The sequence below is a fragment of the Marinobacter sp. F3R11 genome, from assembly GCF_003318275.1.
Lineage (GTDB): Bacteria > Pseudomonadota > Gammaproteobacteria > Pseudomonadales > Oleiphilaceae > Marinobacter.
In genome coordinates, this window is record NZ_QOCH01000010.1 from 164,514 (window position 1) to 186,418 (window position 21,905).

27 protein-coding genes are annotated in these 21,905 nt (G+C 52.4%); 12 read left to right on the top strand and 15 right to left on the bottom strand.

All coding sequences use genetic code 11. From position 1 onward, the window contains the following. Window positions 1-16: 16 nt before the first annotated feature. Both DS878_RS04740 and DS878_RS04745 read left to right on the top strand, forming a co-directional pair. Window positions 17-787 (top strand): SDR family oxidoreductase, encoded by a 771-nt coding sequence (locus tag DS878_RS04740; protein ID WP_113814832.1) that lies wholly within the window; start codon window positions 17-19, stop codon window positions 785-787. 217 nt (window positions 788-1,004) lie between these two features. Continuing rightward, entirely contained in the window at window positions 1,005-1,271 is a 267-nt protein-coding gene (locus DS878_RS04745) for a DUF2798 domain-containing protein (RefSeq protein WP_113814833.1), read from the top strand. Window positions 1,272-1,290: 19 nt separating this feature from the next. On the opposite strand, the gene dacB is transcribed toward DS878_RS04745, so the two are convergent. Beyond that, window positions 1,291-2,859 (bottom strand): D-alanyl-D-alanine carboxypeptidase/D-alanyl-D-alanine-endopeptidase, encoded by a 1,569-nt coding sequence (dacB, locus tag DS878_RS04750; protein WP_113814875.1) that lies wholly within the window; start codon window positions 2,857-2,859, stop codon window positions 1,291-1,293. Between the two features lie 297 nt (window positions 2,860-3,156). Between dacB and DS878_RS04755 the strand changes: the two genes are divergently transcribed. Next, window positions 3,157-3,570 carry a GFA family protein gene (locus tag DS878_RS04755; protein WP_113814834.1) on the top strand — a complete coding sequence of 138 codons (414 nt, stop codon included), beginning with the start codon at window positions 3,157-3,159 and terminating at the stop codon, window positions 3,568-3,570. Here DS878_RS04755 and DS878_RS04760 read toward each other — a convergent pair. Further along, window positions 3,564-4,655 (bottom strand): PQQ-dependent sugar dehydrogenase, encoded by a 1,092-nt coding sequence (locus DS878_RS04760; protein ID WP_113814876.1) that lies wholly within the window; start codon window positions 4,653-4,655, stop codon window positions 3,564-3,566. The two genes, DS878_RS04755 and DS878_RS04760, sit on opposite strands and share 7 nt — an antisense overlap. Window positions 4,656-4,905: 250 nt before the next feature. Next, window positions 4,906-5,352: a YaiI/YqxD family protein gene (locus DS878_RS04765; RefSeq protein ID WP_113814835.1), complete on the bottom strand. Its 447-nt coding sequence runs from the start codon at window positions 5,350-5,352 to the stop codon at window positions 4,906-4,908. A 129-nt stretch (window positions 5,353-5,481) separates the two neighbouring features. On the opposite strand from DS878_RS04765, the gene DS878_RS04770 reads away from it, so the two are divergent. Together DS878_RS04770 and DS878_RS04775 are read left to right on the top strand one after the other, a co-directional pair. Next, window positions 5,482-5,820: a zinc ribbon domain-containing protein YjdM gene (locus DS878_RS04770; protein ID WP_113814836.1), complete on the top strand. Its 339-nt coding sequence runs from the start codon at window positions 5,482-5,484 to the stop codon at window positions 5,818-5,820. Window positions 5,821-5,974: 154 nt separating this feature from the next. Next, a complete protein-coding gene (locus tag DS878_RS04775) occupies window positions 5,975-6,484 on the top strand; it encodes a copper chaperone PCu(A)C (protein WP_113814877.1) in 510 nt (169 codons plus the stop codon). Window positions 6,485-6,571: 87 nt separating this feature from the next. Here the strand turns inward: DS878_RS04775 and DS878_RS04780 are convergent, their stop codons facing one another. Next, window positions 6,572-6,748: a CCGSCS motif protein gene (locus DS878_RS04780; RefSeq protein WP_113814837.1), complete on the bottom strand. Its 177-nt coding sequence runs from the start codon at window positions 6,746-6,748 to the stop codon at window positions 6,572-6,574. A gap of 289 nt (window positions 6,749-7,037) precedes the next feature. On the opposite strand from DS878_RS04780, the gene DS878_RS04785 reads away from it, so the two are divergent. Further along, the gene (locus tag DS878_RS04785; RefSeq protein ID WP_113814838.1) at window positions 7,038-8,096 is read left to right on the top strand and encodes a GGDEF domain-containing protein; all 1,059 of its coding nucleotides are present in this window, start codon (window positions 7,038-7,040) and stop codon (window positions 8,094-8,096) included. Between the two features lie 57 nt (window positions 8,097-8,153). On the opposite strand, the gene DS878_RS04790 is transcribed toward DS878_RS04785, so the two are convergent. Further along, entirely contained in the window at window positions 8,154-8,360 is a 207-nt protein-coding gene (locus tag DS878_RS04790; protein ID WP_071266268.1) for a cold-shock protein, read from the bottom strand. A 279-nt stretch (window positions 8,361-8,639) separates the two neighbouring features. Between DS878_RS04790 and DS878_RS04795 the strand changes: the two genes are divergently transcribed. Both DS878_RS04795 and DS878_RS04800 read left to right on the top strand, forming a co-directional pair. Then, window positions 8,640-9,518 (top strand): crotonase/enoyl-CoA hydratase family protein, encoded by an 879-nt coding sequence (locus tag DS878_RS04795; RefSeq protein ID WP_261977590.1) that lies wholly within the window; start codon window positions 8,640-8,642, stop codon window positions 9,516-9,518. Further along, window positions 9,519-10,121 (top strand): CPBP family intramembrane glutamic endopeptidase, encoded by a 603-nt coding sequence (locus DS878_RS04800; RefSeq protein ID WP_187298737.1) that lies wholly within the window; start codon window positions 9,519-9,521, stop codon window positions 10,119-10,121. Here DS878_RS04800 and DS878_RS04805 read toward each other — a convergent pair. Beyond that, window positions 10,118-10,984: a LysR family transcriptional regulator ArgP gene (locus tag DS878_RS04805; RefSeq protein WP_113814839.1), complete on the bottom strand. Its 867-nt coding sequence runs from the start codon at window positions 10,982-10,984 to the stop codon at window positions 10,118-10,120. The two genes, DS878_RS04800 and DS878_RS04805, sit on opposite strands and share 4 nt — an antisense overlap. A gap of 90 nt (window positions 10,985-11,074) precedes the next feature. Here DS878_RS04805 and DS878_RS04810 point away from each other — a divergent pair, with 90 nt between their 5' ends. Continuing rightward, window positions 11,075-11,683, top strand: a complete 609-nt coding sequence (locus DS878_RS04810) for a LysE/ArgO family amino acid transporter (RefSeq protein ID WP_113814840.1) — start codon at window positions 11,075-11,077, stop codon at window positions 11,681-11,683. Window positions 11,684-11,698: 15 nt separating this feature from the next. On the opposite strand, the gene DS878_RS04815 is transcribed toward DS878_RS04810, so the two are convergent. Continuing rightward, window positions 11,699-12,064, bottom strand: a complete 366-nt coding sequence (locus tag DS878_RS04815; RefSeq protein WP_261977592.1) for a C40 family peptidase — start codon at window positions 12,062-12,064, stop codon at window positions 11,699-11,701. Window positions 12,065-12,292: 228 nt separating this feature from the next. Between DS878_RS04815 and arfB the strand changes: the two genes are divergently transcribed. Next, window positions 12,293-12,706: an alternative ribosome rescue aminoacyl-tRNA hydrolase ArfB gene (gene arfB / locus DS878_RS04820; protein WP_113814842.1), complete on the top strand. Its 414-nt coding sequence runs from the start codon at window positions 12,293-12,295 to the stop codon at window positions 12,704-12,706. Here arfB and DS878_RS04825 read toward each other — a convergent pair. Further along, window positions 12,697-13,773 (bottom strand): alpha/beta hydrolase, encoded by a 1,077-nt coding sequence (locus DS878_RS04825; RefSeq protein WP_113814843.1) that lies wholly within the window; start codon window positions 13,771-13,773, stop codon window positions 12,697-12,699. The two genes, arfB and DS878_RS04825, sit on opposite strands and share 10 nt — an antisense overlap. A 115-nt stretch (window positions 13,774-13,888) precedes the next feature. On the opposite strand from DS878_RS04825, the gene DS878_RS04830 reads away from it, so the two are divergent. Next, window positions 13,889-14,203 carry a DUF2007 domain-containing protein gene (locus DS878_RS04830; protein WP_113814844.1) on the top strand — a complete coding sequence of 105 codons (315 nt, stop codon included), beginning with the start codon at window positions 13,889-13,891 and terminating at the stop codon, window positions 14,201-14,203. Between the two features lie 20 nt (window positions 14,204-14,223). On the opposite strand, the gene rluF is transcribed toward DS878_RS04830, so the two are convergent. After that, the gene (gene rluF, locus DS878_RS04835; RefSeq protein ID WP_113814845.1) at window positions 14,224-15,153 is read right to left on the bottom strand and encodes a 23S rRNA pseudouridine(2604) synthase RluF; all 930 of its coding nucleotides are present in this window, start codon (window positions 15,151-15,153) and stop codon (window positions 14,224-14,226) included. A 169-nt stretch (window positions 15,154-15,322) separates the two neighbouring features. Between rluF and DS878_RS04840 the strand changes: the two genes are divergently transcribed. Continuing rightward, window positions 15,323-15,994, top strand: coding sequence for a class I SAM-dependent methyltransferase (locus DS878_RS04840; protein WP_113814846.1), 672 nt, complete (start codon window positions 15,323-15,325; stop codon window positions 15,992-15,994). Between the two features lie 39 nt (window positions 15,995-16,033). Here DS878_RS04840 and DS878_RS04845 read toward each other — a convergent pair whose 3' ends face one another. The 6 genes from DS878_RS04845 to DS878_RS04870 all read right to left on the bottom strand — a co-directional run bounded on the left by DS878_RS04845 (window position 16,034) and on the right by DS878_RS04870 (window position 21,881). Then, window positions 16,034-17,341 (bottom strand): short-chain fatty acid transporter, encoded by a 1,308-nt coding sequence (locus DS878_RS04845; RefSeq protein WP_113814847.1) that lies wholly within the window; start codon window positions 17,339-17,341, stop codon window positions 16,034-16,036. Between the two features lie 142 nt (window positions 17,342-17,483). Further along, the gene (locus DS878_RS04850) at window positions 17,484-18,929 is read right to left on the bottom strand and encodes a phospholipase D family protein (RefSeq protein WP_113814848.1); all 1,446 of its coding nucleotides are present in this window, start codon (window positions 18,927-18,929) and stop codon (window positions 17,484-17,486) included. Window positions 18,930-18,947: 18 nt separating this feature from the next. Next, on the bottom strand, window positions 18,948-19,682 hold the full coding sequence (locus DS878_RS04855; protein ID WP_113814849.1) for a glutamine amidotransferase: 735 nt from the start codon (window positions 19,680-19,682) through the stop codon (window positions 18,948-18,950). Next, entirely contained in the window at window positions 19,679-20,404 is a 726-nt protein-coding gene (locus DS878_RS04860; RefSeq protein WP_113814850.1) for a YebC/PmpR family DNA-binding transcriptional regulator, read from the bottom strand. The genes DS878_RS04855 and DS878_RS04860 overlap by 4 nt, the downstream gene beginning before the upstream one ends. 97 nt (window positions 20,405-20,501) lie before the next feature. Beyond that, window positions 20,502-21,302: an MBL fold metallo-hydrolase gene (locus DS878_RS04865; RefSeq protein WP_113814851.1), complete on the bottom strand. Its 801-nt coding sequence runs from the start codon at window positions 21,300-21,302 to the stop codon at window positions 20,502-20,504. A 150-nt stretch (window positions 21,303-21,452) separates the two neighbouring features. Then, the gene (locus DS878_RS04870) at window positions 21,453-21,881 is read right to left on the bottom strand and encodes an SRPBCC family protein (protein ID WP_113814852.1); all 429 of its coding nucleotides are present in this window, start codon (window positions 21,879-21,881) and stop codon (window positions 21,453-21,455) included. Window positions 21,882-21,905 lie beyond the last annotated feature (24 nt).

A 21,905-nucleotide genomic window follows, 5' to 3' on the forward strand; every position in this document is an offset into this window, starting at 1 on the left:
GAATTGAGGTAAACGAATGAGCAAGAAAAACCTGTTTGATCTGACGGGCAGGATTGCCCTGATTACCGGTGCCAGCCGGGGCATTGGCGAGAGCATTGCCCGGACGCTGGCGGACTATGGTGCTCATGTAATTGTAACCAGTCGCAAGATTGATGCTTGTGAAGCTGTGGCCAGCAGCATCCGTGATGCCGGGGGTAGCGCCGAGGCCTATGCCTGCCATATTGGCGAAATGGAGCAGATCGAAGCTATCTGGGCTCATATTGAAAAAGAGCATGGCAGGCTGGATATTCTTGTTAACAATGCAGCAGCCAATCCGTATTTTGGCCCGATTGAGGACACTGATCCCGGTGCATTCCAGAAAACTGTCGATGTGAATATTCGTGGGTATTTCTTCATGTGTGCCCGTGGAGCGCAGTTGATGAAGAAAAATGGCGGAGGTTCAATCATCAATGTGGCATCGGTTAATGGTGTAAACCCGGGGCACTTCCAGGGTATTTACTCCGTCACCAAAGCTGCCGTGATTTCCATGACTAAATCCTTTGCCATGGAACTGGGCCAGCAGAATGTTCGTGTAAATGCGTTGCTGCCAGGCCTGACGGACACCAAGTTTGCCAGCGCCCTCACCACCAACGAATCGATCAAGAAGCAGGCTATGGCGCACATTCCCATGAAGCGCGTTGCCGATCCGAGTGAAATGGCTGGTACAGTACTGTATCTGGCTTCTGAGGCTTCCAGTTACACCACCGGTGCGTGCATTAATGCAGATGGTGGCTATCTCACGATTTAATTGTCTGAGGTGACTTCGGAGCTCTGGTGAAAGGTTAGGGCTTTGAAGTCACCGCTCAGTTCTTTTGTGTTCATATCGAACCGGCCCCGGTAAAAAACCTATCGAATAAAGTTTGCAAGCTCATTATCATAGCGAGCTTGTACTTTGACAGTCTGCGATCGCCCTGGGGTTTTCAGCTGTGGCTATTCGAAGACCTGCAACCGGAGGAAGAGAGCACATGAGCCGAATTAAACCTGCACGCGTGCGCCAGTTTGTGTTCGGATTTTACATGTCCGGGATGATGTCGCTGCTGATGTCAGGAGTAATTACGCTGGTCAGTACGGGGTTTGACAGTGAATTCTTTTCTCGCTGGATGGCCGCGTTCCTTGTTGCGTGGGCGGTCGCTTTTCCATTGATTACCTTCATTGCTCCCATCGCCGTCAAGCTCACTGAAATGACCGTGGGGCGGCTGGACAAGGAAGATAAACCAACCCCCACAAACTGAACGACATACGACTCCGTTACTATTGGATGGCTCTGCCGGAAGAGCCAGAGTCCGCTTGAGACAGCGCGGTGCCCGTAGGCGGCCGGAAATGCAGCGAGTAAAGAATCCGGTCCAGAACAGCCTGGCCATTCCAGGCAGGATCATTGTTCACCATGCCTACTACTGCCCAGGTTGTGTTGTTCTCATCTCTTGTAAAACCAGCAATAGAGCGCACGTTTTCCAGATAGCCGGTCTTGATCCGACCCTCTCCATCCATACCTGAATTGCGCAGCCGGCGGGCCATGGTTCCGTCCATGGCGATAATCGGCATGGAGGCCATAAGGTCAGACGCATAGGGGCTATTCCACGCGTGTTGCAAAATCTTTGTGCCTTGCCGGGCAGTGATTCTGCCGTGGCGGGTCAGGCCCGCGCCGTTGTCGATGACCATTCCGGTGGTATCGATTCCCTTTTGCTCCAGCCATTCATAAATAACGCGGATGCCGGCAACCCGGTCGTCGTTCTCATTGTCCAGGCGGTTTTGAGCGCCGATGGTCAGCAACAACTGCCGCGCCATTACGTTACTGCTCCACTTATTAATATCCCGCACCATGGTCACCAGGTCTGGTGATGTGGTTTTCATCACCAGCCGGGCATCTTCCGGAGTCAAGCCCTTCAGATTTCCACCGGAAACGATGACCCCCATTTCTCCAAGCAGGGAACGAATCACTGAACCAGTGTATTGCTCGTGGGGCAGCAAAGAGAGGTAGGCCGTAGTGCGACAGCCTTGTGGTAACTCGCCGGTTACACGGACGGTTACTCTTCCTCCTTCCTGAAATACCGGTTCCCACTCAAAACTGCGGCGTGACGGACAGGATCCTTCGGCCACTGCCGTTACCCGGTTATCAATAACAATTTCATTCAGCGCCGGGGTACTCCAGGCCTGGGTCCCGCGTTCATCTGCCCGAACCTGGAAATGTATGAGGTTGAGGTTGGTGAGGTAGGCTGATGGCTCAACCAGAAACGGTGCATATGGATTGTTCCCGTTATCTTTAAATTCCGGGAAACCACCGTCTATTTCAAAATAACTTCCATCAAGTACGAGGTTACCATCAATTCGGGTAATCCCCATGTCACGGAGTTCCCGCAGCGTTGTCCAGAGTCTTTCAAACGTAAGTTTGGGGTCACCACCAAAGCGCACGTAGAGATTGCCTTTGAGTGTGTCGCCTACCATTTCACCATCGGTCAGAAAATCTGTGTCCCAGTGGTGGGTGGGGCCAAGAATTTCGAGAGCTGCGTAGGTGGTGAGCACCTTCATTATCGAGCCCGGGCTCATGGGTACGTCGGCATTGATGCTCTGATCAATCCCCGGCCCGTTCAGCGGTACTGCAGCCATGCTAAGCGCTTCTTCACTTTTAAGCGATTTCAGGGCGTAGTCGCGCATCTGGCTGGACCAGAGGTGGCTGTCGGTGTAGCCCGAGCCATGCTCATCGGCCGCCATTGCGGGTGGCAGGTTGGCCAGGGCAGGGGACAATGCAAGAGCTGCTGCGAAAGCCAGCGCTGGGCGCCTTTGTCGAAAAGTGACTTTTCCTGCGCTGTTAGAATACGGCATGCCCGGAATCACCATGATGGTTGCTTGATATAAGGTGTGCGAAGAAAACCTGCTTGATTAACAATAGCTCATCTTTGGGGTTTGTACTATGCAGAAAACCTCTACATGACGTTAAAAAATGCCAGTAGACTGCTTGTTTGTATTGGGGTTTTGTGAGGGAGTGTAAGGCGGTGGAGACGGGAATTATAAGCCATGCGTTATAGTGCTCTGGTTTTACGGGCACCCTGATGGGTATCCTGAAGCCCGGTTGAGTGTATTTTTGAGCACTCGGAACATGAAATGATAAGCAGGAAGTCTATGTATACCGGCCAGTGTCTGTGTGGTGACGTAACATTTGAATATGAAGGACCTTTGGGGCCAATCTCGCTGTGCCATTGCAGCCAGTGCCGCCGTGCCCATGGCAGTGCATTTTCTGCCAGTTCCCCTGTGCAGAAAGTACGCTTCCGGTTTCTGTCGGGGCAAGATCAGGTGTCTGAATACGAATCGCGCCCGGGCAAATACCGGGCCTTCTGTAGTCGCTGCGGGAGCCAGCTATACAGTCGCGTGGACGCGATTCCGGGTATTCTCCGGTTGCGGATCGGCGTTATCAACGAACCGTTGGGCAGGGGGCCTGCACAGCACATTTACACAGGTTCGAAGTCAGACTGGTATGAAATCACTGACTCAGTACCCCAGTACGAAAAAACTGAACGTACGGGCGACCCTCACTGAACTGGCACAACCTGATAGACTCTCCCTCTGGGGGAGTCTGTCAGTAGCCACAAGTTTCCGCCGGGACCAACTCTCACATCACGTATGCGTTCTCCCAGGCCGGTAAGTAAATCCTCTTCCTCGGTTACCTGTCCGTTTGTTATTGCCATACGAACCAGTTTTCGCAGTTTCAGCGCACCTACAAACAAGTTGTCTTGCCATTCAGAGAAGTCGGAGCCCGTGTAAAATGCCATTCCCGAAGGCGCTATGGACGGATCCCAGTAATGAAGGGGTTGCGCCATCCCTTTCATTTCAGTCTTCAGAGAGATCGGGAGTCCGGAGTAGTCAATGCCATAGGTTATTACAGGCCAGCCATAGTTAGTGCCGGCTTCCAGAATGTTTATTTCATCTCCGCCCCGAGGGCCGTGTTCATGGGTCCATATATCACCGGTGGTGGGGTGAAGAACCATGCCCTGAATGTTGCGGTTTCCCCAGGTAAACAGGGTGTTATTGATGTTTGGGTCATCCAGGCCCGGATTACCCGGTGCCGGCTTGCCATCAACCGTAATACGATGAACTCCTCCGGCATCGTCTTTTGTGTCCTGAGCTCTGTCCATATCACCGCGATCGCCTACGGAAATATAAAGGTAGCCGGAGGTGTCGAATGCCATTCTTCCGCCGAAGTGCCTTGATGTGCGTGAACGCGGGAGCGCTTCAAATATGGTGTTTACATTTTTTAGCTGCCCGTTCTCAAATGAGGCGCGGGCAACCCGGGTTGTCATGCCTTCACTGGAACTATGTGCGTAGCTAAGGAACAGGGTGCGGTTTTCTTCAAAGTCCGGATGCAGAACAACGTCGAATAGCCCTCCCTGGCCTGATACAGCGAGTGAGGGAAGGCCGGGTACAGCCTGGGGTAACAAGTTTCCGTTCTGAATGACGCGTAGCCTGCCGGCTCGCTCCGTAACGAGTATCGAACCATCAGGCAGAAAGGCAAGACTCCATGGGTGCTCAAGGTTGTCCGCAACGGTTTGCAATTTGAACTGACCTGTTCCGGAGCTGAATGTTTGTGTTTCTGCGGCGAGGGATAGTCCCGGTAGTGGCAGCATGCAAAGTATTAAAAGCAGAGCGCGGAACGGGAACACGGTTGTCTTCCTCCAGTTATTGCAAATGATAATCAATTCTATTAGTATATCCTATAAGCCTGACTTAAGAGGTATGCAGGCTGGGAGTTCTTCATCAGAACTGTTTACATCATAGACCAGGGAAGACGCCATCATGACGGCAGAACAGGAAATGATTGAGGGTCTGAAGATCGCGGCGGGCGCCGGTCTCTTTATTGCTTTGGTTGTAGTCGGGTTAACGATTGCGCTGTAACCAGCGGTCCAGTTTGTCAGCAAATTCTTTTCTGTCGGTCTGGCTGAACGGAGCCAGACCGCCGGTAACCTGCCCGGCGTTACGCATTTCTTCCATGAAATTTCTCATGGCAAGTCGCTGGCGGATATTTTCCCGGGTGAAAGCCTGTCCCCTTGGATTAAATACGTCAGCTCCTTTCTCAATGGCTTCTGCCGCCAGAGGAATATCCTGAGTGATGACAAGGTCGCCGGGGTTCAGTTGGTCCATGATCTCGTTGTCTGCTACGTCGAAACCCTGCATAACTTGTCTGGCCTTGATATAGGGGCTGGGTGGCAGTTTTATGACATGGTTGGCAATAAATGTGGTCTGGATCTGCCAGCGCGTGGCTGCCCGGCAGAGAATCTCCCGAATGGGAACGGGGCAGGCGTCGGCGTCGACCCAGATTGGCATGGCGGTTTCCTCAGGCAGTTTGGTTTCGTGGCGCAGTTTACCTGTTGTTGGCCCTTGCCTTCCACTTGGCGGCCATTGCTGGAATGTTGGTGGTATAATCCCCGTAAATTCAACTATGAGGAAACGCCAATGTCCCAACTTCCACCTTGCCCCAAGTGCGGTTCTGAATATACCTATGAGGATGGTATTCAGCTTGTTTGTCCGGAGTGCGCCCACGAATGGACAGAAGCAGAAGCTGCCGCAGAAGAGGCGGGTAAAGTGGTGCGCGATGCCAACGGTAATGAACTTCAGGACGGAGATAGTGTTTCTGTAATCAAGGATCTGAAAGTAAAAGGTTCCAGTTCTGTGGTTAAGGTGGGTACTAAGGTGAAGAGTATTCGTCTGGTTGATGGCGACCACGATATTGATTGCAAGATTGACGGCATTGGTGCCATGAAGCTTAAGTCCGAGTTCGTGAAAAAAATCTGATATCCCGAATGCAGAGCTCAGGCTGGCCCCATGCGACTATTGGTCGCATGCCTTTTCTTGCGCAGGGCTGGCCTGAAAGCAACACTGTGGGCGTTACGACGCATAAAGCGTGATATCAATCATTTTCGGTTCAACCGTAGCGACGCGAGACACCATGAAAAAACTAACCACACTGCTGTTCGCCAGTAGCGCATTGATCGCATTGGCTTTTGCAAATACTGCGATGGCCCATGAATACTCCCACGGGGATATTGAAATCGATCACCCATGGAGCCGGCCAACGCCACCTGGCACGCCTATGGGAGTGGGTTATCTGGTTATCAGAAATCATGGCAACAAGGATGTGATACTGGTTAGCGCAAGTACGCCCAGAGCAGATCATGTTTCGATTCATGAAACGCTTATGAAAGATGGGGTCATGCGTATGCAGCCAGTTAAAAATGGCCTGGCAGTGCCGGCGGGTGGAGCTGTTGAGCTTAAGCCCCATAGTTACCATTTAATGCTGGAAGAGCTTGTTTCGCCGCTGAAAGAGGGTGAGTTGATTCCTGTGACTTTGGAGTTTGAAGGCGCGGAAGCTATTGACGTAGAGTTAAGCGTCCAGTCTCTGGATGCGGATATGGAAATGCCGGAAATGGACCACTCCGGGCACAAGATGGATCATTGATCGTTTCAGCCTGGGCCGCCAGTGCGCTTCCGGTGCTTTAGCTGGATGTGCTGAAAGTGCCACTGGCAGTGTGTCCGGGGCCTCCGGTCATGAGCACCCGCCGCAACAGGTGCCCGGGTCTCCATGTTTATCTTCCTTTATCGTGCCTTTCCCAACGCTATCAGGGGCCTTGCCATTTTGCTCCATAGTCTCGTCTTCAGGTTTTGCTGTTTCTGTCTTTTCGGCACTTTTCGCACTGCTCACTTCTTTAAATAGATTCATCATAATAAGCCGACCTGTTTTCTTTCGATAAGATTCATTTAAAATAGATCTTATTGTCTGTTTATAGATTAGTCAACGGGTGTTGTGGTGAGCAGTGAGAGTTGCTGCCGGAGAAAATCCAGGGTTCTCCGAAAAGCAATCCGGACGGGCCTTTTGTGCTAAAGTCACAGGTAATAGTACTCATTGTACGGGTATTTGTGTGCCAACCGAGCGTGTTGGGCTTTCGTCCTGGATTTTCGATACAGTATGTGAGGCCGCTCAAACCGTGCTGCTGTAGGGGGCTTTGCCGTAAATGAATAACAATAAAAGGGCTGTAACGCCCGTATCACGGCGTGAGAGCGGGGCGCAATTCTGGCAGGTTACTCTCCGGGTATGTCAGCTCGCGGTGGCCGTCGATATTTCCTTTTTTTTCCTGTTCCATATTCTTGGATCGCCGATTCTGGCGTGGATAAACATTGGCAGCGTTACGATGTATGTGGGCGCTTATTATGCGCTTAAACGCAGACATAACCGTTTGGCCATTACTCTGATCTGGCTTGAGGCCATTATTCACTCTGCGCTCGGGACCCTGGTGATTGGGTGGGACAGCGGTTTTCACTATTATCTGCTGTTGTTCATCCCGGCCCTGTGTGTCAGTTCGGTACGTCGCGACGTTATTCTGTTGTCGGTTGTGGCACTCTGGGGATATTACGTAACCCTTGATATCCTCATGTGGTTCATCGAGCCCATTCAGCCAATTTCGTCCTCGGCTCTGCTGGGAGTTCATTTGTTCAATCTGAGCGTTGTGTTTGCGATGTTCAGTTACCTGTCATTCTTCTACATGAATATGGTTGTTTCGGCGCAACGCAAGCTTCGAAGATTGGCTACTGTCGATTCGCTGACAGGGCTGTTCAATCGTCGCCATGGGAGTTATCTCGCGGAAAATGAAATCGCGCGTTTCCGTCGAACCGGGCATCCAGTGTCATTTATGCTGGTTGATGTGGATCATTTCAAATCAATCAATGACCGTTATGGCCATGAGACTGGTGACAGAGTCCTTGCTGAAATCGGGAATTTGATTCCGGCTCAGCTGCGAACCCAGGACATTGTTGCCCGCTGGGGTGGTGAGGAGTTTTTGATTATTCTTCCGGGGACAGGAATTGATAGTGCTATGGTAAGCGCAGAAAGAGTAGGGGATGCACTTCGGAATCACAACTGGGAAAGCGTCACTGGCAGAGTGTTGAATGTCACTGTAAGTGCGGGTGTCAGCGAACTTCGTGAAGGTGATGACATGGCGTCTGTCGTCAGCCGTGCAGATCAGGCGCTGTATTGCGGTAAAGCCGGGGGCAGGGATCGAGTGGAGCGGGCGTAAATCTGATGTAATAAAAAAGGCAGCCGGAGCTGCCTTTTTTTAAACGTCGTCTGTTAATTAAACAGCAACAACGTTCTCGGCCTGAGGGCCTTTCTGACCTTGGGTCACGGTGAAATCGACTTGCTGGCCTTCAGCCAGAGTCTTGAAACCGCCACCTTGAATAGCGCTGTAGTGAACGAATACGTCGGGGCCGCCTTCGCGAGTGATAAAGCCAAAACCTTTTGCTTCATTGAAAAACTTAACAGTACCGGTAACAGTAGACATAATATAATCCTGAGTTCAATCATTTAATGTGCCGCCAGTTCATCATGTTGATGGCTGGTCAGCGATATGCGGAAACAAAAAACTGGCGTGATCAAAAACAGGACGATGCACTACTTGCGGGTACAAAAATGCGTCTTATTGATGAAGTGCTTTGCTAAATCTTTCCAACGGAATTCACTGTACCCGCTGCCAGCCTAAAAGCAAAGCATTTTCTTATAGGCATAAACCCGACATCTTCAGCTACATGAGGTATGTTTGTCTCCGTATTTCGGAATTCGTATGAATAAATTGAGGAGCCTTGTTTTGTCTGACCTATCAACTTACGAAAGTTTTTCCGTCAGTGTGGAAAACAACATTGCCCATGTACAGTTCAGCCGTCCGGAAGCACTGAACTCCATGACCAAGGCCTTTTGGCTTGAGTTGCCCAAGTGCATGCAGGAAATTGAATCGAACACAGAAGCGCGGGTTATTGTCGTGTCGTCCACGGGCAAGCACTTCTCGGCCGGCATGGATCTCGGTGTTTTCAGTGATCCCAAAGCTGTGCCCATGAGCGGTGATCCTGGCCGTATGGCGGAGAACCTTCGGCGTGTGGTGTTACAGCTTCAGGATACGCTTACATCGCTGGAGAATATTCGACTGCCGGTACTGGCGGCCATTCAGGGAGGCTGTATCGGCGGGGCTCTGGACCTGGTATGTGCGGCTGATAGTCGTTACTGCACTGACGATGCGTACTTCACAATCAAGGAAACGGAACTCGGTATGACAGCGGATGTGGGCACTCTCCAGCGTTTGCCCAAGCTGATGCCTGAAGGGGTTGTGCGCGAGTTGGCTTACACGGGGCGCAAATTCTCTGCAGAGGAGGCGAAAAGCCTTGGTTTTGTGAATGCTGTCTATGCAAATCAGGATGCTCTGATCGCAGGTGTTATGGAAATTGCTGCTCAGATTGCTGCCAATTCACCGCTGGCCGTCACCGGTTGTAAAGAAATGCTGAATTACAGCCGTGACCACAGCGTTGCCGACAGTCTGAAATACATGGCTACCTGGCAGGCTGGCATGTTCCGTCCTGCGGACATGATGAAAACTTTCCAGGCAAAAGCGCAGAAGCAGGCACCCAGGTATGACAGCCTGTTCCCTGTGAAAGGTCTTTTCGAACAGTAAATGGCGCAGAACAAACGAAGCAGGTCCGGCCTGTCCCCGATTATCGCCCTGGCTTTTCAGGGTGGAATCGGGGTGGCTGGGTTGCTGGTGATTCTGGCAGGGAACATTTCCGTACAGGTGGCTGAAGCCGGAATCTGGCCGAGTGTGTTCTATGGCTTCCTTGGCGCATTCTGCACTTATGGCGCATTATTGTTGCTCACCCGTATTCCAGGTTTGTTCCCGGATAACCTCGATAGCCAGATGCGCGGCCTCTACAGGTTTGCATCGGGTTATTCATGGTTTGTGCTTTTTCTGCTCTCGGTTTTTGCCGGTGTTGGTGAAGAACTCCTGTTCCGGGGGGCTTTGCAAGGTTGGCTTGCTGAGCATACTGGAGATGCTACCGCTATAGTGTCTGCATCAGTACTTTTCGGTCTGGTGCACTACGTATCCTTTACTTACTTTATCGTAGCTACAGTCCTTGGGTTGGTGCTTGGGGCAGCTTATACCCTATCCAGCAGTATTATTCTCGTAATGGTCTGGCATAGTGTCTACGACATGATCGCTCTGTTTTTCCTGCTCCGGTTTCCTCAGTGGTTCGGCATCACTGTGCGCCCCGAAAGCTAAGGGTGTGCTGCTTTCAATGCTGCTGTGAGCCGCTCCATAGTCGTTCCGCTATTGCGCCAGAAGTGCCAGTAAAGTTCTACTTTCAGTGATTGGCCGGGCGCTATGCTGACAAGTTGCCCTGCCTCGATTTCCCGCCTGGCCTGAACTTCCGGAATCATGCCATAACCCATGCCGGCAAGCGCGAGCTTCACAAAGCCCTCGGAGGAAGGGCATAAATGGTAAGGGAAGACACCGTGGTAGCCGTTCCTGGCAAGAAAGCGGTGTTGCAACTGATCGTTCGGGCCAAACACAATCACCGGTGCTGACTGCAGGCTTTGTTCGTTAAAACCCTGGCTGAAATATCTGGCTTTGTATGAAGGCGTCGCCAGAGGCAGATAGGTCATAGCGCCAAGCAGAACGCAGCGGGCCCCTGCCACAGGCTGCGGATTGCTGCAGAGGCAGGCGGCGACGTCACCTTCGCGCATGCGCCGGAGTGCTATGTCCTGGTCTTCAACCACCATATCCAACAAGAGTGATTCGTCATTACAGAACCTGCCAACCGCTTCGGCCCACCAGGTTGCAAGGCTGTCGGCATTGATGGCAATGCGCAGTCGTGCGGCTGGTTCGGAAAGAGTCGGGAGCGATTTCGCCAGATCCCGTTCGAGAAGCTGGACCCGTTGAACGTGATTCAGCAACTGCTGGCCGGCCGGCGTTGCCCTGGGAACCGGGCTGCGTAAAAGAACGGGTTGCCCGGCGCGAATCTCCAGGGTGCGGATGCGCTGAGAAACAGCGGATTGACTCAGCCCCAGTACGGCGCCGGCGCGTTCGAAACCACCTGTCTCGATAACCGTTGCCAGGGCTTCCAGTAATTTGTAATCAATCATAAGTAAAACTGATGCATCATTATGGATATGAATTTTAAGTATAGCTGTAAGCCGCTATCCTTGCCGCATCATGAAAAGGAGCGGAATGCTGTGCTTGAAAGTTACCTGACAGGATTGATTGTCTCTGGCGGTATTATCGTTGCTATTGGCGCGCAGAACGCTTATGTGCTGAGCCAGGCTATTCGCCGTGAACATCACTGGTGGGCAGCCGGTTTGTGCATGGTGGCCGATGTGTCTCTTTTTACGTTGGGCATGTTCGGTGTGAGTGCAGCACTGATGGCCATGCCGCAGGCACTGGAAATATTGCGTTGGCTGGGTGTGGTTTTTCTTGGGTGGCTGGCAGTTCAGGCGTTTATACGAGCCGTCCGGGGCAGGGCTGCTCTTGCAGCCGGTGAAGTGTCACGTCGGAGTTTGAAAGGTGTGGTGTTTACGACATTGGCGGTCACCTTGCTGAATCCTCACGTGTATCTCGATACCCTGCTATTGGTTCCGGCGGTGGGCGCGCAGCAGGAAAGCGCAACAACTTTTGTAGCAGGTGCTGGCACTGCGTCTGTTTTGTGGTTTGGTTTGCTGGCCTGGGGTGGCTCTGCACTGGCACCGGTGCTTTCACGGCCTTTGGCCTGGCGGTTTATCGACGGCACCATTGGAACGATGATGGCTGTCATAGCGCTTCATCTGGCATTCAATGGTGGCATCTAGTGTTAGTATAAAACGTTAATCAAACCGCCTTGCGCCAGAGAACCTGTCCTTCCAGTAGTAACCGTTCAATTCTGACATGATCACACCGGATGATGTGGATGCATGGATAAACCTGTCGTCTCCCATGTAGATTCCTGCATGCTGATCTTTGCCGGCGATTCTGAAGAACACGATATCGCCGGGCTTGACCTCTCCCGGGTGAACCACATCACCATAACGAAGCATTTGCGACGTTGTGCGCGGCAGTTGCTGTCCCAGGCTCTCACGAAAGGCTGTAGTGATAAATCCTGAGCAGTCAAAGCCGCGTACTGTGGTTCCACCATACTGATAGGGTGTGCCTTCATAGCGCTCGAAAACCTGCCAGAGCTTTTCAGCCTTCACTGAACCTGGTGCCGATTCGGCGGGTGAGTACTGGTAGGAAGAGATGCCGGACTGTAAGTTCTGATTGCTCGCGCAACCACTCATCACAAGGGATAAGCAAACTGGAATGAAGGCATACCTGAGAGACTGAACCATGCAAAATCCTGAGCCTGTGTTCTTTCATTCAACTGTATTACTGATTTACCTTGATGTCAGGTTACGGTTTGTCAGATTTGTTATCCTTGCGCCATGCTGAAAATATCCAATGCTGTTGAAATTGCTGACTGGGAGCTGGAAATTACCCAGATCCGGGCCCAGGGCGCGGGTGGCCAGAATGTCAATAAGGTGGCTTCGGCCGTACATCTGCGTTTTGACATACTGAACTCGGCCTTGCCCCCCTTCTACAAGGAACGACTTATGGCGCTTCAGGATCAGCGCATAAGCAAGGACGGCGTTATTGTGATCAAGGCCCAGTCATTCCGTACTCTGGAATTGAATAAGGAGGATGCGCTCGAGCGCCTGAAGGAGTTGATACAGGAGGCCGTCAAAGTGCAGAAAGTACGTCGTGCTACTCGCCCGTCAAAATCTGCCCGGCGTAAGCGGGTTGATAGTAAAACGCAGAAAGGCAAGACCAAAGCCTTGCGTGGCAAGGTTCAGGTCTGAACTTCCTCCGGTCTGCTTTTGCAGGACTCAATCTCGCGAATAAATGCTTCAATATCAGCGAATGCCTCTTCAGCAGCCGGTAATACCGGAGTGAAGATCTGCCAGACGTGAACCATGCCAGACCAGGTGTGCAGGTCCACTCGTGAGCCTTGATTTTTTGCCTTGGTGGCATATCGCCTGGCATTGTCCAGTAGCATTTCCGAGTCACTGGCCTGAATCAGAGTTGGAGGCAGGTTGGCAAGGTTTCCCCGAAGTGGTGATGCAACAGGACTGGTCGGGGAAATACGGAAGGCAGCAAGCGTTGCCCACCAGATAACCGGTAGTGGTATTTTCGACAAGCCTCCGAATATCGGTCCCAGCATTGCATCTGTTGCGATGTTATTGCGATTACTGGGTGCGGTCAGCGTCAGGTCTGTAGACGGTGACATAGCAACAGCGCAGTCTGCTTGGCGCAGACCGCTGTCCCGGATCCAGGCCAGAAGCCCAAGAGTATGGCTGCCACCGGCGGAATCTCCCGCTACCATAACAAATGTGGCCTCACTCATGCCGTCAGGGCCATTCTCTGTCACCCAGGTGTAAGCAATTCGACAATCGCGCACACCGTCCATAAACCTGTGTTCTGGCATAAGGCGATAATCTACGGCAAAGACGGCGGCATTGGCGACGTGAGATAGACGATCAGTGATGGCCCTGTGGCTTCGCGGACTGCCAGCCGCCCAGGCTCCCCCGTGAATATAGAGAACCCGCCGCCGGGTGTCTGCGCCCGGAGCTATGACCCATTCCCCGTTCGGGCTGGTGCAGTGCCTGAACTCTGATTCGAACTCCAGTCCATCGCTCAGGCTCTCCATGTGCTCTCGCATAGAGTTCAGTCGTGCTTTGCCGCGTAGACCTTTACCTGCTTTGCCCATGTCGCGAATACGTTCCAGAACCTTCTGGTTTTCCGGGCCCGGGCTTGTCTCTCTCACGGAATAGGTTTCCTTATCCAGATAAGACAAATCCTCCGTGCGAAACAGAAACACAGTCAAGGCAACGATGAGTAAAACAAGGGTAGCGATAATCCAGAACATGAGTTGTCCGTATGCTGAGAGTTGGCCCTGGTACCGTGGGCACACTATGCTTGGATATAAAGGATCGCAGATTTTTGTGATTTATGCCTCCCCATGTCACTAAAGGAGACGGGCGTTGCAGATTGCTTACAAGGCTGGAGATATTACTGAGGCGCATATCGTTGCGGGGCTGCTGAATGCTCACAATATTGAAACATACGTGGGTGGTCATTACCTGCAGGGAGCAATGGGGGAAATTGGCACAACCGGTTTCAGTAATGTTCACGTCGAGGACGAGGATCTGTATCAGGCGCGGCAACTGATAGCTGAGTATGAGGCAAATGAGTGTGCTGGAGTGGTCGGGGGCAGCGAAGATGACAAGCCGGATTCGTATGCACGCTGGTTTTTGTTGATTGTGGCTGTACTGGTGCTGGTCTGGTTAAATTTTTAAACCCGCCCATTCAGTGTCGCCTAGCGTTTGATGCTGCGCTGCCTTGGCTTTCCGGCTTTCGGGCGCTTTGCCGGCTTTGTTTTTTTGCCCGCGGTGGGCCGGGCTCCAGGGGGCCTTGATCCGGCTTTTGCGCCTGTCTTGTATCCTGTACTTTGAGGTTTTGGCGGGCGTTTGGACTTACTGGAAGCTTTCTTTCTTGCTGCTGAAGCTTCTTCCGGGTTGCCCTCGGAAGATGAATCACGAATTGCGTCAAACAGGTCTGCCAGTTCTTTCTCCGTAAGATCCCGCCACTGACCTGTGGCCAGGCCTTTGAGGTTGACGTTCATAATACGGACGCGTTCAAGCCGGGTTACTTCATATCCGAAATATTCACTCATTCTGCGAATCTGGCGGTTCAGCCCCTGCACCAGTGTTATGCGAAATACAAAACGGCTCTCCTGTACCACCTTGCACTTTTTGGTCATGGTACCGAGGATAGGGACTCCTCCTGCCATTCCCTGAATAAACGATTTGGTGATGGGTTTGTCGACGGTCACAACGTATTCTTTTTCATGGTTGTTGCCAGCGCGCAGAATCTTATTGACCAGGTCGCCGTTGCTGGTCATGAAAATCAGCCCTTGCGAATCTTTGTCGAGTCGCCCGATAGGGAAAATGCGTTCACTGTGGCCAACAAAACGCTGAATGTTGTACTTTTCCGCATCGTCTGTCGTGCTGACGATACCAACAGGCTTGTTCAGTGCGATGAATACCAGATCTTCTTCCGCGCGGGGCTCAATAATCTGGCCGTTTACCCTGACTGTGTCGGTGGGCAATACCTGGTCGCCTACAGTGGCTCGTTTACCATTGATATAGACATTGCCCTGTTCAATGTAACGATCGGCCTCCCGGCGGGAACACATGCCGCTTTCGCTGATGTATTTGTTGAGGCGGGTAGAGTGATTGCTGGTCATCGATTATCCGATTGAGTATCTGGTGGGGGCATCATAACAGGCGGTTGGTGCTCCCGCAGCCTGCCGGTTGGTGCTTTGGTGCCGTGTCTGCCATTCTTTTGCGTCTGGCAGCATTCGTCAGGCTGAGGTTTACTATGAAGGGGAACACTTGCTGGAACGGACTGTGGTAATGGAAAAAGCTTCAGAGAGCAACGTCTGTGTAGGATCTTCCTGCTCTGTTTGTGGAAATCGCCCGCTGGCCAGCTTTCGGGTGATAGACGGTCGTGAATATCTGCGTTGCCCGAACTGCGAAGCTACGATCATGGCGCAGACAAGCTGGCTGGCACCGGATGAGGAGCGAGCGATTTATGGTCTTCATCATAACGAACCGGGTGACCCGGGATACCGGGCTTTTCTCAACAAGCTTGCTTTGCCTTTGCTTGACCTCATTGAGCCCGGTGATTCAGGGCTGGATTTTGGCTGTGGCCCCGGCCCGGCACTGGCAGAGATGCTGCGAGAAGCAGAGATGGATGTGGCGCTTTACGATCCTTTTTTCTATCCGTCCGATACCGCGCTGAGTTGCCAATACGACTTCATTACCTGCACAGAGGTAGTTGAGCACCTGCATCGCCCTGAAAAAGTCTTCAGTCAACTGGATGGCTTATTAAAGCCCGGGGCCTGGCTCGGCGTTATGACGTGTTTTCAGACTTGTGATGACCGGTTTGATAACTGGCACTATCGGAGGGATCCAACCCACGTAGTGTTTTATCGTGAGGCGACACTGGCTCTTGTGGGCAAACGCCTGGGCTGGACTATGTCAGTGCCACGAAAGGATGTGGTGATATTCCGTAAGCCATTATGAGTCCGGGGGCGATATGCCCCCGGTCTATATGTACCGACGTTATAGCCAGGTAAGGCCCACGCTGATGATCACTCCTGTGATTATCAGCAGCATAAGGCAATACCCCATAATGTCTTTCGCTTTGAGCCCGGCAATAGCGAGTACCGGCAGCGCCCAGAAGGGTTGCAGCAGGTTAGTCCAGGCATCGCCCCAGGCAACGGCCATGGCAACTCGTGGGATGCTGGCGCCAAGTTCCTGAGCTGCCGGTAACATGACCGGAGCCTGCACGGCCCACTGGCCACCACCGGAAGGGACAAAAATATTCACCAGGCCTGCGCTGATAAAACTCCAGAAAGGCAGGCTTTGTGCTGTTGCAATGGATACAAAACCGGATGAAATACTGGCTGCAAGGCCTGAGGCTGTCATCACCCCCATGATCCCGGCATAGAATGGGAACTGAATAACAATACCTGAACCTCCTTTGACCGCTTCATTCAGGCTGCCGAGAAGTCTTTTGGGCGTCTGATGCAGAATGATTGCAAGGAACAGGAACATGAAGTTCACGATATTAAGGTTCAGTCCGCCACCATTCATAAAATACTGAAAAATAAACGCAATACCGCTGAAACCAACAAGCCAGGCCAGCGTCCTGCTATTTTCGAGATGATCCGCAGGGCGGTTGATAGAAATGCTTGTGTCAGGCTCGTCATCAAGTATGGCAGGGTCTACGTGAATGCTGTCTTCTTCTGAGGGCAGCATCAGGCGATTAACCAAAGGAACAACAATAAATAACGCCACGATGATCGCAAGGTTGAAAAAAGCAAAGATGGTTTCGCCAGTACCAATAACGCCGATTACGTCGGCGGTAAAGTGCCCTTCAGTTGCTATAACCAGCGGGATTGAGCCGGCAAGACCGCCGTGCCATACGATAAAGCCAGAGTAGGCGCTGGCTATCAGCAATGGGTAATGAACCTTGATTTGCCGGGCCAGTGCCTTGGCGAAGAGAGCGCCGACAACCAGGCCAAATCCCCAGTTAATCCAGCTTGCGATAAGCGCTACAAAGGTTACCAGCACTATGGCCTGGCCCGGTGTGCTTGCAAGCGCTGCAACCCGGTTCAGTATTCCCCGTACGAACGGCGTGCTGGCCAACATAAACCCGGTAACAAGAACAAGCAGCATCTGCATGGAGAAGGTCAGGAGGCTCCAGAAGCCATTCCCCCACATTTCGATTACGGCCATGGGGCCGTGACCTTCAAACGCCATGGCAGCGATGAAGGCGAAGAGAGTGAGAATCAGTACAAAAATATAGGGATCCGGCAGATACTTATCCACCAGTTTGACCATGGGCCGGGCAGCTCTATCAAGCATTGGTTCGCTCCTTGTTTTTATTGAAATTGGCATAGGGGAGCTTAGATGCCGCTCAGGGAAAAAGCCAAACCGAAAGGAGCTGGAAGAAGGTGCAGGGAATGGTTGGGCAAAAAGGCGGTGTCTGCCGTCAGAACAGGGAGCTTCAGAATGTTGAAAGCCCGGTTGCTTCCATCACACGATAGCGCCAGTAACGCAGTGTTGAATCGTCGGCCCAGTAATCATAGGGGAGGCTCATGACTGGATCGCTGTCCGGTCCTGATTGCCACTGTCGTTCGAAAAAGTCAGTGGCTTTTGTGGCAACGGCGGAGTTTGTGGGGATAGAAACCCAGACATCGGTTTCCAGGTTCAGATCGTCAAGATTGCGCCGGGTAAAGTTGGCTGAGCCGAGCAGTAGCTCGGTCTGGTTATCCGGCTGACGCAGGATCAGTAACTTGCTGTGGCATTGTTCTCCAACCGTGTTGCACCAGCGGACAGGAATACCTGCTTCATGCAGTTCGAGGGCAACCTGACGGTTGGGAATGCCACTTTTCTGGTGGCCGAATGCTTCATTGTTAGCGTCGAGAAGTACGCGCAGGCTTGCGCCGCGTTCATGGGCATCAAGCAGGGCGGCAACAATCTTCCTGTGAGAGAGGTAGAAAAATGCAAGGTCCAGGCGGCTCCCGCTCTGGGCTTCGGAAATCATCTGAAGGGCGGAATCAAGAATGGCTGACTCTGTTTTTACCGCAACCTTGCCGACCGCTGGCGAACCTGCTGCCTTGCCTGTCCCAGCGGTGCTGATCAGTCTGTTCAGCTCGGGACTGGACTGGCCTGACATGTTCAGAACTGCTAGTTCGGTTTTCAGGATGTCGGTTACTGCAGGACCGGTAAAACTGATGGCTATGTTGCTGTGCCGGCTGCTGCCATCATGAGGGTTGGCGGAGGTTACGAGGGCGCGTAAATTCTGCCCTTCGTCTGTCACCAGAACTTTCCGATGGTTTGCCTTGAAGTTTGGCAGAGCAAGGTAGCTCCGGATGGTGACAGGCTCTGTTCCCAGTGCGTTTGGCAGCCAGCCAGCTTCAGCGTTATTACCGAACCACTGACAGCAGAGTCTCCAGATTGCAGACCATGCTGGATTACTGTCTCTCAGTGCCCGCAGGTTGGTTTCTGTTACCGGGATGCCAGCCTCGCGGAGGGCCTGGAACCAGGGCGAAACCGAGCCGCCATAAAAAGTATTCAGTGGATCGGAGATGACCACTATTTCCAGCCCGGGTTGTTCGGTCTTTCGCCTGATCAGAGCTTCGGTAAGCTGTTGTGACAGGTGCCTGTGTTCCACGCCTTCAGGCTGACTGCTGTTGAACAGGAACATGTCGACAAGAACAAAGGATCTGGCCTGGCCGATAAGGCGCAGTATTTCGTCGAAAATTTCATGATCACGACTTTCTGAACCATCTTTGTAGTGATAGGTCGAATCTACCAGCAGTGTTGCGTCTCTCAGGGGTAGTACATCGCCGCTGTGGCTGATGCCGGCAGGCAGGGCTTTGTGGCTGTGATAAAAGCCGACGCCGACCAGCATCAGACCAATAATTGCGAGCAATACCTTCAAAGTCATAAATCGCCTGGTGCTGTTTTAGCCCGATTTGTTTTCAGTGACGAAAGCAGAGAAACGCTTCAGCAATCCGGATGCCTCTGGAGAATCGGTAACCGAGCTGATCATGGCTTGAGGGTCGGCTCCTTCGAGCTCAAGCTCTGGTGCCTGCACGCCCAGATAAGCTTTCATAATCCCTTCAGAAAATTCAGGATGGAACTGCACACCCCATGCGCACTTCCCAACCCTGAATGCCTGATGCGGCTCAAATTCGTTGCGGCCAAGCAACAAGGCGTCCGGAGGCAATCGCAAAACGGATTGCTTATGGGTGAGCTGTGCTCTGAAAGTGCCAGGCATACCACGGAACAGCGGATCATCCTGGGCACTGGCCAGCAGCTCGACTTGCCTGGTTCCACTTTCCCTGCCGCGAGGGTGATAGCCTACATCGCCACCCAGAGCGTGTGCCAGAAGCTGGTGTCCGTAACATACGCCGAGCAGGGGGACGGTTTTATCCACCGCCTGCACCAGCCATTTTGCGGCCTTTTCGCTCCAGGGCTCTCGGTCGCTGACCATGGCGGGGGAGCCGGTTATGACAATGCCATCCCAGTCGGCAGGATCTGCAGGCAGCTCTCCGGCTTCGGTATTAACCACGGTAAGATCCAGCGCCTTGGACAGCCCACGCACAAACCATTCGTCGAAATCACCGAACTGCTCTTTAATGCCCGGATAAGTGCTGCCGGTTTTAAGGATCACTACTCTGGGATTAGGCTGGCTCACTGCTCTGGCAATTCCGCGTTGTGAAAGATGTTCTGTACGTCGTCCAGTTCATTCAGCATGTCGCAAAACTTCTCGAACATGGGGATGTCATCGCCTTCCACAGGAGTTGTGGTTTTTGGAAGGAACTGGATTTCGTCTACTTCGAAATCAATATCGGCAAAGGCGTCTGTCAATGCCTGACGAGCTTTGGCGTATTCTGTATTTGGTGTAAATACAGTGATCCGGCCGTCTTCGTTTTCGATATCAGTCACATCGACATCGGCTTCCATCAGGGCTTCAAGTACGGCGTCTTCGTCTTCACCTTTGAACACAAAAATTGCACTGTGGTCAAACATGTGTGCAACGGTGCCCGGCGTGCCGATTTTGCACTTGGTCTTGGTGAAGGCCAGGCGAACATCGCCGAAAGTGCGGTTGGGGTTATCCGTCAGGCAGTCGACGATCACCATGCAGTTGCCGGGGCCGTAACCTTCGTAGCGGGCAGGTGAGTAGTCCTCGGTGGCTCCGCCCCGGGCTTTCTCTATGGCTTTTTCGATAACGTGAGAGGGTACCTGATCTTTTTTTGCGCGTTCAATCAGGCCTCGTAGTGCCAGGTTGCCATCGGTGTCCGTTCCGCCGGACTTGGCGCTCATGTATATTTCGCGCCCGTACTTGCTGTACACCTTGGTTTTGGCTGCGGCCGTTTTGGCCATGGATTCTTTGCGGTTCTGGTAGGCTCTGCCCATTTTTGCGCTGCCTCATGCTTGCTGGAGAAAGGGCAGGATTTTACGCAAGAATGGCAGTTTGGGACAGGCCTATTTGGTTTGCCTGTCCCGCTGGCCTTCAGATGCGGTCTGTGGGAGGCCGGTAATTGTCCTGAGTTACCAGGTCAATACCGCACTCTGTATTGCTGACCCAGTTAAGAAACTGGTCCACCATCGAGCGGCCTTCGAAGCGCTTTCCGTGCTGAGGCACAATCATTTCAACATCCATTTCCCGGATCATATTGGCCCACAGACGGCACACTTTGTTTGATGCAATATAGCGCCGATGAAACCCCATCATGTGAGGAATATGCTGGTCAAAGTCTGTTACCGGCATGTGATCATCTTTAGCACCCATGGATGCGCCAAGGTCGCCTGAGAACAGGATTTTCGAAACCGGATCGTAGAACTGCAGATTTCCTACCGAGTGCATGAAATGGGCCGGAAGGCACTGGATATAAGTGTCGCCGAAGTTTACGTTGGCTCCGGCATCAGGGATGCTGACAATGCGGTCGTAGACGCTGCCGGTGAGTTGGTTGGTTACGTAGCTGGATACGAGGTGTGGCAGGAATCTGGCCCAGAGTCTGGATGTCACAATTTTCGCGCTGGTGTGCACTATCCAGCGGTCAATAGCACCGATGATGTCCGGGTCCTGGTGCGAAGCAAATACATAGTCCATATCCCTGAGATTCATGAATTTGGATGCAGCCACTGCAAGCGGTGTATAGGTAAGATCGCCGCCCGGATCAATCAAGGCTTCATGTTTGCCGTCAACGACGAGAAACTGGTTGGACTGGACACCTTCGCCGGTAACCAGAGAATCGAACATCAGACACTTATGGTGTCCATTATCAAACAGAACAATAGGCTCGGCTGCCATTTTGATCTCCGCAGAAGAATAGGTGCCAGTAGAAATGGCCGGATAATGCAAGTTGAGCGGAGGTTATAAAATTGACGGATAGCAGCAGTTGCCTCAGGTCAATTATCTGAGATCCATCAAGTAATGTTTTGTTTCGTTGCGCAGCCGGTGCTAGGTCATCTTCGGTATTTGCCGGACTCCCCGACGAATGGCCTGCTCCAGAGCCACACGCACCAGTTTTCCTGTGAACGGGACAATATCGTCAAATGAAATGCGATAACGTACACGGGTATGCCCCTCCGGGGTCTCCTCAAAGCGGATGCGGCCGAGATGGTTGCGGATCAGGCTGAAACTGGTGATGGTATATTCGATCAGCGAGTCAGGTTCGAAGCTGGTTATGGTTTCCTCAAGGCCAATGGGGCCTATGCCCAGTTTGCGCACAGAGCCGAGACCGTTTGGATCTGCCTGGTTGCTTTCTTTTATCCGCTTTACTGGCGTACCGAGTAGCTTTCCGAAGCTTTGATGGTCGGCAAACAGTGCAAAAACCTGGCTGCGGGGCAGGTCGAAGGTTTCGTTGATCTCAAAACTATGGGTAGCCATCAGTATTCTCTTGTTGTTGTCGTT